Source organism: Maritalea mobilis (assembly GCF_004363175.1).
Taxonomy (GTDB): Bacteria; Pseudomonadota; Alphaproteobacteria; order Rhizobiales; family Devosiaceae; genus Maritalea; species Maritalea mobilis.
This window is the reverse complement of record NZ_SNYR01000002.1, coordinates 772,445-784,999: the sequence shown is the minus strand read 5'-3', so window position 1 is coordinate 784,999 and position 12,555 is coordinate 772,445. Positions and strand designations below refer to the sequence as shown.

13 protein-coding genes are annotated in these 12,555 nt (G+C 53.4%); 10 read left to right on the top strand and 3 right to left on the bottom strand.

The features are described from left to right. Positions 1-3: 3 nt before the first annotated feature. Both ATL17_RS11670 and ATL17_RS11665 read right to left on the bottom strand, forming a co-directional pair. The gene (locus ATL17_RS11670) at positions 4-1,221 is read right to left on the bottom strand and encodes a cytochrome P450 (protein WP_133572965.1); all 1,218 of its coding nucleotides are present in this window, start codon (positions 1,219-1,221) and stop codon (positions 4-6) included. Next, complete coding sequence (locus tag ATL17_RS11665) at positions 1,218-3,251, bottom strand: FAD-dependent oxidoreductase (RefSeq protein WP_133572964.1); 2,034 nt, start codon at positions 3,249-3,251, stop codon at positions 1,218-1,220. The genes ATL17_RS11670 and ATL17_RS11665 overlap by 4 nt, the downstream gene beginning before the upstream one ends. Before the next feature lie 137 nt (positions 3,252-3,388). Here ATL17_RS11665 and paaG point away from each other — a divergent pair, with 137 nt between their 5' ends. From paaG to ATL17_RS11625, 8 genes are all read left to right on the top strand, one after another. Further along, positions 3,389-4,180 (top strand): 2-(1,2-epoxy-1,2-dihydrophenyl)acetyl-CoA isomerase PaaG, encoded by a 792-nt coding sequence (gene paaG, locus ATL17_RS11660; RefSeq protein WP_133572963.1) that lies wholly within the window; start codon positions 3,389-3,391, stop codon positions 4,178-4,180. Further along, a complete protein-coding gene (gene paaI / locus ATL17_RS11655; RefSeq protein WP_133572962.1) occupies positions 4,180-4,614 on the top strand; it encodes a hydroxyphenylacetyl-CoA thioesterase PaaI in 435 nt (144 codons plus the stop codon). Before paaG ends, paaI begins: the two co-directional genes overlap by 1 nt. Next, positions 4,611-5,813 (top strand): 3-oxoadipyl-CoA thiolase, encoded by a 1,203-nt coding sequence (gene pcaF / locus ATL17_RS11650; protein WP_133572961.1) that lies wholly within the window; start codon positions 4,611-4,613, stop codon positions 5,811-5,813. The genes paaI and pcaF overlap by 4 nt, the downstream gene beginning before the upstream one ends. A gap of 20 nt (positions 5,814-5,833) precedes the next feature. Then, positions 5,834-7,144: a phenylacetate--CoA ligase PaaK gene (gene paaK, locus ATL17_RS11645; protein WP_133572960.1), complete on the top strand. Its 1,311-nt coding sequence runs from the start codon at positions 5,834-5,836 to the stop codon at positions 7,142-7,144. A gap of 5 nt (positions 7,145-7,149) precedes the next feature. After that, positions 7,150-7,752, top strand: coding sequence for a TetR/AcrR family transcriptional regulator (locus ATL17_RS11640; RefSeq protein WP_133572959.1), 603 nt, complete (start codon positions 7,150-7,152; stop codon positions 7,750-7,752). Positions 7,753-7,821: 69 nt separating this feature from the next. Then, the gene (locus tag ATL17_RS11635; protein WP_133572958.1) at positions 7,822-8,838 is read left to right on the top strand and encodes a TRAP transporter substrate-binding protein; all 1,017 of its coding nucleotides are present in this window, start codon (positions 7,822-7,824) and stop codon (positions 8,836-8,838) included. A 71-nt stretch (positions 8,839-8,909) separates the two neighbouring features. Next, on the top strand, positions 8,910-9,416 hold the full coding sequence (locus ATL17_RS11630) for a TRAP transporter small permease (RefSeq protein ID WP_133572957.1): 507 nt from the start codon (positions 8,910-8,912) through the stop codon (positions 9,414-9,416). Next, positions 9,409-10,722, top strand: a complete 1,314-nt coding sequence (locus tag ATL17_RS11625) for a TRAP transporter large permease (RefSeq protein WP_133572956.1) — start codon at positions 9,409-9,411, stop codon at positions 10,720-10,722. Before ATL17_RS11630 ends, ATL17_RS11625 begins: the two co-directional genes overlap by 8 nt. Before the next feature lie 29 nt (positions 10,723-10,751). Here ATL17_RS11625 and ATL17_RS11620 read toward each other — a convergent pair whose 3' ends face one another. After that, complete coding sequence (locus ATL17_RS11620; protein WP_133572955.1) at positions 10,752-11,486, bottom strand: HAD family hydrolase; 735 nt, start codon at positions 11,484-11,486, stop codon at positions 10,752-10,754. A gap of 31 nt (positions 11,487-11,517) precedes the next feature. On the opposite strand from ATL17_RS11620, the gene ATL17_RS11615 reads away from it, so the two are divergent. Continuing rightward, positions 11,518-12,054, top strand: a complete 537-nt coding sequence (locus ATL17_RS11615) for a DUF1697 domain-containing protein (RefSeq protein ID WP_133572954.1) — start codon at positions 11,518-11,520, stop codon at positions 12,052-12,054. A gap of 78 nt (positions 12,055-12,132) precedes the next feature. Further along, positions 12,133-12,555: a MerR family transcriptional regulator gene (locus ATL17_RS11610; RefSeq protein WP_133572953.1), complete on the top strand. Its 423-nt coding sequence runs from the start codon at positions 12,133-12,135 to the stop codon at positions 12,553-12,555.

The following is a 12,555-nucleotide window of genomic DNA, read 5'->3' as shown; positions in this document are numbered from 1 at the left end:
CCTCTATTTTAATGTCGCAGGCAGTTTCGCATAGCCGCGGAAGCGGATGCGTCCGCCCTGCTCTGCTTCGCCTGTCAATTTGTAATCTGGATAGGCCTTAAGGAACCGGTTGACCGCGATGCGGCCCTCCATCCGTGCCAATTGAAAGCCGACGCAAAGGTGCGGCCCGCCCGCAAACGCCAAATGTCGATTTGGTTTGCGCGACAGGATCAATTGGTCAGGCTGATGGAATTGCGCCGGATCGCGATTGGCTGCGCCAATGGCCAAATGTAGATTGGTGCCCTTGGGGAACTTAAATCCGTCCAACTCAATATCTTCGGTGGTTTCGCGGTTGCCAAACTGGTTGGGCGACAAAAAGCGCAAAAACTCATCAACCCCGGTTTTGATCAAATCCGGGTCCTGTTTCAGCGCCTGCATCTGATCCGGAAATTCGTGCAGCACCGCTAGGGCATTGCCGATCAAATTGGTTGTGGTTTCGTGCCCGGCATTGAGAATGAAAATACAGTTTTGCAGTAATTCTGTTTCAGACAATTGCCCTTCTTCGCTCTCAATCAAGCGGGTCAACACATCGGTTTCCGGATCGCCGGGATATTTGCGCCGATGGTTGGCCAGGTCTTTCAGATAAAGCTTGAAGTCTTTGACTGACTGGTTGCCCCACGCTTCCTGCTCGGGAGTAAGCGTTGGCTCCAACGCCCCCAAAATCGCCAAAGACCAGTCCCGCAAAGGTTCCCGATCTTCCATCGGCATATTGAACATATTGCCAATGATCTGGATGGGGATTTTACTGGCAAAATCTTCGATCAAATCCACCTCATTGCGATCCGCCATATCGGCCAACAGCATATCGATGGTCTCGATCAGCCCCGGCTCCATATTGGAAATGGCGCGGGCATTAAGCGCGCCCACCATGATTTTGCGTACGCGCGTGTGCAAAGGTGGGTCGTTAAACACCAGCGACGTGGTGTGATGTTCATAAAGCGGCGCATCGCCGCCAAATTTTGGCAGAAAGGCCTGCTTCTTGTCCGACGAATAAAGCGTGGTGTCACGATAGATGCGATCCAGATCGGCAAAACGCGACAGAATAAAAGAGCCGTCCGGCTGCGGCAAAATCGGTTGATGTGCCAACATGGTACGATAATAAGGAAACGGATCTTGAATAAACCCGGCAGGGGGATGGTTCAGGTCAAACCCTTCAATCAGGTCCCGGCCAATCTCGCTCATGAAAGCCTCCCCGCCACGCGCCAGCTATTGGGGCTTTGCGCCACCACATTGGCCATAGCATGTTTCACCTTGTCCATGCCGATCTGTTCGCCATAATGCATGGGGCCACCGCGCCATCGCGGAAAGCCATAGCCATGAATTTTCACCAGATCGACATCGAGATCGCGCTCGGCAATGCCTTCTTCAACAATCAGCGCGCCTTCATTGATCATCACCGCCATCAGCCGATCGACAATCTCCTGATCGGTAAAGTCGCGGCGGGTGAGCCCCACACTGGCGGCTTCTTCAACAATCAAATCGGTGACAAAAGGATCATCCTGCGGCGTGCGGTCGCCCTCTTCATATTTGTACCAGCCTTTTTGGCTGCGCTGGCCAAACCGCTCTGCCTCGCACAGCAAATCGCCAATGCGGACATAGCGCTCTTCCGCAGGGCGGGTAGCCGCCTGCCGTTTGCGGTTGGCCCAGGCGATTTGCAGCCCGGTCAGATCTTGCAGCTCATAAGGCCCCATGGGCATGCCAAAATCGCGCATGGCGCGGTCAATCTGGCGCGGGGTGCACCCATCCATCAGCAAATAATCTGCCTGCCGCCGATAAGCGGAGAGAATACGGTTGCCGATAAAGCCGTCGCAAATGCCAGACAGCACGCCGACCTTGCGCAGGCGCTTGCCCAGATCAAAGCCCGTGGCCAGCACATCTTTTGACGTCGTGGGCAGTTTGACGATTTCCAGCAGTTTCATGATGTGCGCGGGCGAGAAGAAATGCAGGCCGATTAAACGGGCCGGATTGTCGATGCCCTCAAAGATTTGGGTCGGGTCGAGATAGGAGGTGTTGGTGGCCAAAATCGCGTCTTTGCGCATATGCGCCGCCAGCGATTGGAACACCGCCTGCTTCACCGCCAAATCTTCAAACACAGCCTCAATTGCCAGATCAGCAGGCGCTGATGCGGCATAATCTGATGATGCGGAGAGCGCTGAGCGCAGCTTCGTCGCTTTTTCTTCTGAAATTTTGCCGCGCTTAATGCCGCCCTCGATCAGGCCTGCAATGCGGTCCTGCCCAGCTTTCGCAGCGTCATCATCCCGCTCAATCAAAATCACCTGATAGCCCGCTTGCAAGCAGGCAAAAGCGATGCCTGCGCCCATCAGGCCGCCGCCGACCACACAGATTGTGGTGATTTCAATCGGCGTGCCGCCCTCAATGGCTTTTGGCTTGCTCACCGCGCGTTCCGCAAAAAACACATGCCGCAAGGCCTGGCTTTGGGCGCTGTCGCGCAAATCCAAATGTAACCGCCGCTCCTTGGGTTGGCCTTCAGCAAATGGTAGCGTGGCAGCCCATTCAATGGCCTTCAGATTGTCGAGCGGCGACGATTGGCCCTTGGCGCGTTTTTTGATCTCGGCTCGTTTTTGAGCGAAATAATCGCTATTCACCGGCGCAACCTCGCGGGCGCTGACTTTGGTGGGCCGTACGGGCAAATCGGCCGCAAAAGCGATGCCCGCTTCCAGCGGATCGCCGTCAAAAACGCCGTCTAATCCACCTAGCTCTTTTAGCTCGGCGGCATCAATCATTTTGCCAGTGGTCGCCAGATCAATTGCAGTATCCACACCAATCAAGCGCGGCAAGCGTTGCGAGCCCCCCGCACCGGGCACTAGGCCCAAATTCACTTCCGGCAGGCCAAAGCGGGTGCCTTTTTGCGCCAATCGGAAGGCGCAGGCCATGGCCAGTTCAAAGCCGCCGCCTAAAGTGGTGCCATGCACCGCCGCGATCCACGGCACGCTGCTGTCTTCAATCGCTTGATACACATCTGGAAGGTGTGGCAATTGCGGTGGCTTGCCAAATTCTGAAATGTCGCCGCCCGCCACAAAAGTGCGGCCCGCGCCATAAACAATGGCGGCTTTCGCCCCAGCCTGTTCGATCTGCGCCACTGCATCCAGTAGCCCTTGGCGCACGGCTTGCCCCGTTGCGTTCACCGGCGGATTATTGATCTCCACCCGCGCTACCTGATCCTGAATATCGACCCGTACCACGTCAGACACTAATTTGCTCCCCCACTGTCGATCTTCGTTGAAACATATATTGACCAACCAGTCGGTTTATGTAAAGCTAATTTTCAAATGGAGATTGTTCTCGCTGGTCCGAAACGGAAAAAAGTGAGTTCTTAAGGGAGGTTAGCGTGAGCGATACAATCATCGTCACCAAAAATGAGACTTGGGTTGAGATCGCGCTCAACCGTCCAGACCGTCTAAATTCGTTCAACGACGAGATGCATGAGGCGCTGCAAAAGGCGCTGAATGAGGCAAAAAATGACGATGCGGTGCGGGCGATTCTGCTCACTGGATCAGGTCGTGGTTTCTGCGCTGGACAGGATTTGGATGCCCGCGATCCACGCAAAATGACTTCGCCGCCTGACCTGCAGGCCACCATCTCCAATTTCTATAACCCGCTGGTGCGTTTGATCCGCTCGATCAACAAGCCAATCATCTGCGCCGTAAATGGTGTCGCGGCAGGAGCCGGGGTCAATATCGCGCTGGGCTGCGACATCGTGCTGGCGGCGGAGAGCGCAAAATTCATCCAAAGCTTTGCCAAAGTCGGGCTGGTGCCTGATGCCGGGGGCAGCTGGATTTTGCCACGCCTGATCGGCGAAGCACGTGCCAAATATATCTGCATGACAGCAACGCCCGTTATGGCCAAGCAGGCCGTGGAGTGGGGCATGATCTGGCAAGCCGTGGCTGATGACCAATTGATGGATGAAGCCCGCAAGCTGACCGCCCAAATGGCCGAAGGCCCAACCTTTGGTTTGGGGCAAATGAAGCAAGCGCTGCAAACCTCGCATGACCATACGCTCGACGAGCACTTGGACATGGAAGCTGAAATGCAGGGCCGTTGTGGTCGTTCAAAAGATTATGCCGAAGGGGTGAGTGCCTTTTTGGACAAGCGGCCCACCCAATTTGGGGGCATTGAATAATGAGCCCTCAGGAGCGCGCTGAACGCGCAGCCAAAGCCATGTGGGATAATGATTCCGCTTCCCAACGGGTCGGCATGACATTGGATCATGTAGGGCCGGGCACGGCCACCTTGTCGCTGCCTTTGAGACCAGAACATTTAAACGGCCATAAAATTTGCCATGGCGGCTATATTTTCATGTTGGCCGATAGCGCCTTTGCTTTTGCGTGCAACAGCTACAATCAGTTGGCTGTAGCCTACCAAAATTCAATCACCTATGTGCAGCCCGGCATGGAAGGCGACGTGTTAACCGCAAAAGCGGTGGAAGTCAGCAAAGCCGGGCGTGCTGGCATTTATGATGTGACCATCACCAACCAGAACGGCGAGGCGTTGGCGCATTTTCGCGGCCATTCGCGCACCGTGAAGGGAACCCATTTTGAGGAGAATGAGGCGTGACAGAAGCCTATTTGTGCGAAGGATTTAGAACGCCAATTGGCCGTTTTGGCGGCACCCTAGCGGCGGTGCGGCCAGACGATATGCTGGCGCATGTGATCAAAAAGACCATCGAGGCAGCGCCCGGTTTGGACCAGAGCGCCATCGATGATTGCTATATGGGCTGCGCCAACCAGGCGGGCGAAGATAACCGCAACGTGGCACGCATGGCGACACTTTTGGCGGGGCTTTCAACTTCAGTGCCCGGCACCACCATCAACCGCTTGTGCGGTTCTGGCATGGATGCCGTGGGCATGGCGGCCCGTTCCATCAAGGCGGGTGAAGCCGAGGTGATTTTGGCCGGCGGCGTGGAAAGCATGAGCCGCGCCCCGTTTGTGATGCCCAAGGCTGACACAGCCTTTTCACGCAATGCAGAAATTTACGACACCACCATCGGCTGGCGCTTCGTCAACAAGCTGATGAAGGCGCAATATGGCATCGATTCTATGCCGGAAACTGGCGAGAATGTTGCTGAGGATTTCAACATTTCCCGCGAAGATCAGGACGCCTTTGCCCTGCGCTCTCAGGAAAAGGCTGCCAAAGCCATCGCCTCTGGCCGTTTGGCACAGGAAATCGTGGCGGTGGAAATTCCACAACGCAAAAAAGACCCGATCGTCTTTGATACAGACGAGCACCCGCGCCAAAGCACGCTGGAAAAACTGGCCAGCCTACCCACACCGTTCCGCGAGGGCGGTTCCGTCACTGCCGGCAACGCGTCAGGCGTCAATGACGGCGCGGCGGCCATGATCATTGCGTCTAAAGCGGCGGTTGAAAAATATGGATTGACCCCGAAGGCACGGATCACGGGCCTCGCGACGGCAGGCGTTGAACCGCGCATTATGGGCATTGGCCCCGCACCAGCATCGGAAAAGCTGCTGGATCGCTTGGGGCTTAAAATCACCGATGTGGATTTGATCGAGTTGAACGAAGCCTTCGCCTCGCAGGGCATTGCTGTGTTGCGCCAATTGGGCGTGGCGGAAGATGCGGATTTCGTCAATCCAAATGGTGGGGCGATTGCCCTCGGTCACCCGTTGGGGATGAGCGGCGCGCGCCTGGCGCTAACTGCAGGGGTTGAGATGATGAACACAGGTGCTAATCGCGCTTTGTGCACCATGTGCATCGGTGTTGGCCAAGGCATTGCCTTGATGTTGGAGCGCCCATAGGCGTTGATGGGGGGAGAGAGATGAAAGATTTATCGCCAAAGAAAGACGATCTGGAACCGATTGAAATCGCCTCGCGCGATGAAATCAGCGCGCTACAATTGGAGCGGATGAAGAAAACACTCGCCCATGCTTATGAGAATGTGCCGTTCTATAAAGCCAAATTCGACGAAGCAGGCGTGCATCCCAGCGATCTGAAAAGCCTCAGCGATCTGTCAAAATTCCCGTTTACGGTGAAAACAGACCTGCGCGACAATTATCCTTTCGGTATGTTTGCCGTGCCGCGCGAAGAGGTGGTGCGCATTCACGCCTCGTCTGGCACTACGGGCAAGCCAACCGTTGTCGGCTACACCAAAAACGATATCGACGTGTGGTCCGATGTGGTGGCGCGGTCTTTGCGGGCAGCGGGCGTGCGCAAAGGTGATATTTTGCACAATGCCTATGGCTATGGCCTGTTCACTGGCGGTTTGGGCGCCCATTATGGCGCGGAGCGCTTGGGCTGCTCCGTTGTGCCTGTGTCTGGCGGCATGACCGCACGGCAGGTGCAATTGATCGAAGATTTTAAGCCAAGCGCCATCACAGTAACCCCATCTTACATGCTGGCAATTTTGGACGAGTTTAAAAAGCAAGGCATCGACCCGCGCGCCAGCTCGCTGCAAGTCGGCATTTTCGGCGCTGAGCCATGGACAAACGCCACCCGCAAGGAAGTGGAAGACGCGTTCGACATGCATGCGGTGGATATTTACGGCCTGTCCGAAGTGATGGGGCCGGGCGTCGCCAATGAATGTGTGGAAACCAAAGATGGGCTGCATATTTGGGAAGACCATTTCTACCCTGAAATCATCAATCCGGAGACGGGCGAGTTGGTGGAAGACGGCGAAGAGGGTGAGCTGGTGTTCACTTCGTTGACCAAAGAAGCACTGCCGATCATCCGCTATCGCACCCGTGATTTGACGCGGCTCTTGCCGGGCACTGCCCGCTCCATGCGGCGGATGGAAAAGATCACTGGTCGCTCCGACGATATGATCATTTTGCGCGGCGTGAATGTGTTCCCAACGCAAGTTGAAGTGCAGGTATTGGCCGTTGCTGGCCTTGCCCCACACTTCCAGATCGAGCTGACCCATCAGGGTCGTATGGACGAAATGACCATCCATGTGGAAGCCACAGTCGATGCGGCGACGGAAGAAAATCGTGCGCTATTGAGCAAAGCGTTGAGCAAGAAAATCAAAGACAATATTGGCGTTTCTGCCCGCGTTGTGGCCAATGAGCCAGGCGGCGTGCCACGCTCGCAAGGCAAGGCTGTGCGGGTGATCGACAATCGAGATAAGGGATAAGCCAAGTGGTTAGGACCATTGCCAAAGATCATGGCGAAAAGCGCGAAGCGATTTTGAAAACCGCTGCAAAATTCTTTGCAGAAAACGGCTTTGATCGTGCGTCGATGAGCCAATTGGCAAGCGAATGTGGCATCTCCAAAGCCCTGATCTATCACTATTATGCCAGCAAGGAAGTTTTGCTGTATGATATCATCCACACCCACTTGAAAGATCTTGTGGAAGCAGTGGAAGCGGTGGAGCCAGTGGATGATCCCAAAACCCATTTGCGCAATTTGGTTCATGCCATTTTGACCCAATATCGCGACGCAGACGCTGAGCATAAATTGCAGCTGGAAGCGACGAAAGTACTACCAAAGGTTGATCAAGATCAGCTTGCCGATTTACAAAGGCAGTTGGTAGTTACATTTTCAACTGTCATAAAATCAGTGTCACCTGACTATTTTGAGAATCGTCAGGAAACGCTTAGGCCGGTCGCCATGTCTTTGTTTGGCATGCTCAACTGGTTTTACATGTGGTATCGGCGCGGTAAGGGGATGACGCGTCCGCAATATGCCGATCTCGCAACGGATTTATTATTGGGCGGCATCAAGGGCTTGGAGGAGCAATAACCTTGATGCGCTAAGGAATTCTCGGCCATCCGGTCGAGTGTGGAGGAAGGTTCATTTAGGGAGGAAGAAATGAACAAGTTTTTTAAACTCGCTGCAGCTGCAGCCATCGCCGTAACCACCAGCACCAGTGCATGGGCGGCAGACTATAACCTCACTATCTCAAGCTGGACCGGGCCAAACCATGGCATCAATGCGCTTATGTGGCCGGGTCTGATCAAGATGATTGAAGAAGCCACAGACGGTAAAGTGACCGCTGAGGTGAAGTTGGGCATTGCCCCACCACCAGCTCAAATGGATTTGGTGATGGACGGCGCTGCCGACATGACCATCATTTTCCATGGCTATCAACCTGGCCGCTTTGTGGCACCAAAGCTGATCGAATTGCCCGGTTATGAGGGCAATGCAGAAGCGGCTTCTGTTGCTTACTGGCGGGTGTTCGAAAAGCACTTGGCAGCGCTTGATGAGCACCGCGGTGTGATTGTGATGGGTCTTTCAACCCACGGTCCGGGCCAAATTCACTCCAACAAAGAAGTGAAAACACTTGCTGATCTGGATGGGTTGAAAACGCGTCTCCCTGGTGGCGTAGCAAGCGACATTGGCCGCGAATTGGGCATGATCGGCATTCAAGTGCCAGCACCAAAAGTGTATGAAACTTTGGCATCTGACGCTGCGGATGCGGTGGCCATGCCTTATGAAGGCCGTGAAGGCTTCAAGCTGACCGAAGTGGCCAAGAATGTTTATGAAATGCCTGGCGGTTTCTACCGTGGGTCATTCGCATTCTTGATGAGCCAAGAAACTTTCGACAGCTTGCCTGCAGAATTGCAAACAGCTTTGCAAGAAAAAGTGTTTGGCGAACCAGCCAGCCGCATGTTGGGCCAAGCTTGGGACGAAGTCGACCGCATTGGTCGTGAAGTCACTGAAGCTGCTGACGACAACACCATCACTGTTGCTTCAGAACAAGATCAACAGCTTTACAGCCAATATGCCGACCTGATCACCAAGCAGGTTTTGGCAGAATTGACCGAAGCTGGCATCGACGCTCAAGCAGCATATGACATGGTGAAAGCCGAAATGGCGGCGCAATAGCGTCACCCTAAGTCGAATTGGAGCGGGGCTCTTTGGCCTCGCTCCACCCCACAAGGTGCTTAGGAAAACATATGAATTCTGCCCTAAAACTTATTCGACAGCTCTCCAAGCTACCCATCATCATGGCCTCTATCGCGCTTTTCGCCTTGATGGTGATGATTTTTGCAGACGTGATGTTGCGCTCTGCTTTCAACGCGCCCATTGAAGCCGCCACTGAGCTTACCCGCTGGTTTATGGCCATCATCGTGTTTTTGATGTTGCCGATTATCTCCGGCACGCAAGAACATATTGTGGTGGATTTGACCGACGCATTCTTCACCAATAAATGGGCCGTTCGCATCCGCGATGGTCTCATCAATTTGGCATGTGGTGTCATGCTTATCTGGCCTGCGCAACAAGTGGTGGTGCTGGCGGAGCGTGCCCGGTCTTACGGTGATGTAACTGAATATCTTGCCCTGCCTCAATTTTATATCGAGTGGTTTATCGCGATCATGACCTTTGTCACCGCCGCTGTGTTGGTGGTGCGTGGTTTGATCACCCTGATTGCCCCGCAACTTTTGGAGCCGTCAAATGATTGAAGCCGCTATTGGATTTGCCATTGTATTGGTGCTGGTTTTACTGCGCATGCCCATCGCCTTTGCCATGGGCTTGGTTGGCATGGTCGGCTATATGTACGAAACAAGCTTCCGTGGCGCTTTGTCCATGGTCTCCCGCTTGATCATCGACACTTCACAAGATTACGGCCTGTCCGTTATCCCGCTTTTCATTTTGATGGGCCTTTTCGTCAATAAGGGCGGCATTTCACGAGAGCTTTACCGTGTCTCATTTGCATTCTTAGGGCATTTGCGCGGCGGTTTGGCTATGGCCACCATCGTTGCCTGTGGTGGTTTTGCGGCCATTTGTGGGTCATCATTGGCCACTGCCGCCACCATGTCGAAAGTGGCAATGCCTGAAATGCGCAAATATGGCTATGCAGATAGCCTTTCCACCGCATCCATCGCGGCTGGGGGCACGTTGGGCATTTTGATCCCGCCATCTGTGATTTTGGTGATCTATGGCTTGTTGACCGAAACATCTATCGGCAAGTTGTTTATCGCGGGCATCATTCCCGGTATTTTGGGGATCGTGTTTTACATCTTCGCCGTAGGTTACACGGTCGGCCGCAATCCAGATGCTGGCCCGGCAGGCGAGCGGACAGATTGGAAAGGTCGCTTTGCTGCATTGCGCGGCGTGTGGGCCGTTTTGTTGCTCTTCTTCTTGGTCATTGGTGGTCTTTATGGTGTGCTCAATGTTTGGCCCATTTATTTGACCTTCTCACCAACCGAAGCGGCTGGCATGGGTGCTGCGGGAGCGTTTTTGATCGCGCTTTTCCGGGGCAACCTCAACTTTAAAGCTGTCAGTGAAGTGCTCAAAGAAACGGCAATCACGACCGCCTCTTTGTTCAGCGTTTTGATCGGGGCTTGGATTTTTTCCAACTTCGTCAATATTGCAGGTCTCACCGAAGGCCTTCGCGATATGATCGCCGCGCTTAATTTGGCGCCATGGATGGTGATGGCGATCATTTTGATGATCTACATCCTGTTGGGCATGATCTTTGAAAGCCTATCCATGCTGTTGCTGACAGTGCCGATTTTCTTCCCGCTGGTTATTGGCCTTGGGTTTGATCCGGTATGGTTCGGTGTTGTTGTCGTGGTGGTGACGGAGATCAGTTTGATCACCCCGCCGGTGGGCCTCAATGTGTTCATATTGAAAAATGTGGTCGGCGATGTCACCACAGGCACCATCTTTAAAGGGGTAACCCCATTCTGGGTGGCAGACATTATCCGCCTTGCCCTTTTGGTTGGCATTCCAGCTTTGTCGCTGTTCCTACCCAGCCAAATGTAGCATCAAAGGGTCGCCAATTGGCGGCCCTTTTACTTTTGCGCAGCAGGCGCGAAAAAGTGATCCAACTCAATTTTGAAATGCAATAGTGATGGCATGATTGCCGCACAGCGCTGGGCAATTTCATCAATTGGCTGCAAAATATCCGGCACCATAATGGTCGCCATGCCTGCACCATGCGCGGCCCGCACCCCATTGTGAGAATCTTCGAACGCAATGCAGTTTTCTGGCGCAAGGCCAAGCCTTTTGGCGGCGGTCAAAAACGGCTCAGGGTTGGGCTTGCCATTGCTCACATCATTGCGGGTCACAATATGATCGAAGTGCGGTTTCAACCCGGCTTGATCCAAAAACCGATGCGCCATATCGCGGCCAGTTGAGGTGGCCACGGCGATGGGCACATCGCGCAAGCTCAATTGCTCCACCAGCAATTTTGCGCCAGGCTTTAACGGCACAGCCTCTTCGCAGGCAAGCGTGATCCGCTCAAAGCACAAAGCGTTAAACGCATCTACATCGAAAGCATCGCCATAATGATGGTGATAAATCTTTGCGCTTTCATTTGAGGGGATGCCCACCAATGAGATAAATATCTCATCGCTCATATGCAGTTCCCACTCAGTGCAAATCTCAATCATTACCTGTTTGTATAAACGCTCAGTGTCCAGCAGCAGCCCATCCATATCAAACACAACCCCTTTAATTGGGTGCGGCCAATCGGCCAGATGGGGCGTTTGAATGATCGTGTCGATTTCGGATGCAGTCTGTGACATAAATGGCTTTCTGAAGAGGCGAGGCGGGTAGATGATTTATATTGCTTTATTTCGTGGCTTAAATGTGGGCGGCAATCACAAAGTGAAGATGGCCGATTTAGTGGCCTTTCTCAACCACCAAGGCGGAGAAAAGACAAAACACTACATTCAGTCTGGCAACTTGGTGTTTCATCATGATGAACAAGCGGCCCCGCTTGCTGAAAAATTAGAAACCGCATTTACGCAAAAATTTGGCTTTGAAAGCCAGATTATTTTGCGCTCATTGCCCGATCTCCAAGACGTGCAAAAAGCCTATCCGTTTGAGCAGGATGATCGCGAACAAAAGTTCATGATGACTGGATTTGCCCGCAAAACCCCAAATGGAGATGCACTAGATGTGCTGAAACAATTGGCGACTGACGATGAACTTGTCGCCCAACAAGGTGACGCATTCTTCTTTTACTTTGGCGGTGGATCAGCTCGATCTAAAATGGCCAATCTCAATTATGAGAAGAAATTGGGCACAGCGCTCACCGTGCGCAATCGGCGCACCATCGATAAACTGATCGACATCGCACAAGACCTTTAAGCCTCTTGATCTTCACAACATTAAATGCTCTAGTCTTTAGAGCTTTTGGAGTTGAGTGGCACGACAGGAAAATCTCAAATGGTGAAGGAATATTCGATCGGGCAATTGTCCAAACTGTGTGACGTGAAGGTGCCCACCATCCGCTATTATGAAGAGATTGAGTTGCTCGACCCGCCGGGGCGCACCGCAGGCGGACAGCGCCGCTATCCTCAGGCCGCGCGAGATCGATTGTCCATGATTGCGCATGCGCGCGATTTGGGCTTTTCAATTGATTCAATTCGCGAATTTATCCGCATGGCCGACCACCCGTCAGCCCCTTGCGAAGATTTGGATTTGATTGCCGAAAAACATCTAAGCGATGTGCGCAAACGCATAAAACAATTGCAAGCGTTGGAAACCGAATTGACCGCCATGCTGAAATCTTGTGATCATGGCAGTGTTGCAGAATGCCGAATCCTAACCGTGCTATCTGACCATGATCAGTGCAAAACCCAGCACTAA

Coding starts and splice junctions, on each gene's coding strand:
- ATL17_RS11630 (WP_133572957.1), top strand. CDS start 8,910: ATGAATTCTGCCCTAAAACTTATTCGACAGCTCTCCAAGCTACCCATC.
- ATL17_RS11610 (WP_133572953.1), top strand. CDS start 12,133: ATGGTGAAGGAATATTCGATCGGGCAATTGTCCAAACTGTGTGACGTG.
- ATL17_RS11620 (WP_133572955.1), bottom strand. CDS start 11,486: ATGTCACAGACTGCATCCGAAATCGACACGATCATTCAAACGCCCCAT.
- paaK (WP_133572960.1), top strand. CDS start 5,834: ATGAAAGATTTATCGCCAAAGAAAGACGATCTGGAACCGATTGAAATC.
- ATL17_RS11635 (WP_133572958.1), top strand. CDS start 7,822: ATGAACAAGTTTTTTAAACTCGCTGCAGCTGCAGCCATCGCCGTAACC.
- ATL17_RS11615 (WP_133572954.1), top strand. CDS start 11,518: ATGATTTATATTGCTTTATTTCGTGGCTTAAATGTGGGCGGCAATCAC.
- ATL17_RS11625 (WP_133572956.1), top strand. CDS start 9,409: ATGATTGAAGCCGCTATTGGATTTGCCATTGTATTGGTGCTGGTTTTA.
- ATL17_RS11670 (WP_133572965.1), bottom strand. CDS start 1,221: ATGAGCGAGATTGGCCGGGACCTGATTGAAGGGTTTGACCTGAACCAT.
- paaI (WP_133572962.1), top strand. CDS start 4,180: ATGAGCCCTCAGGAGCGCGCTGAACGCGCAGCCAAAGCCATGTGGGAT.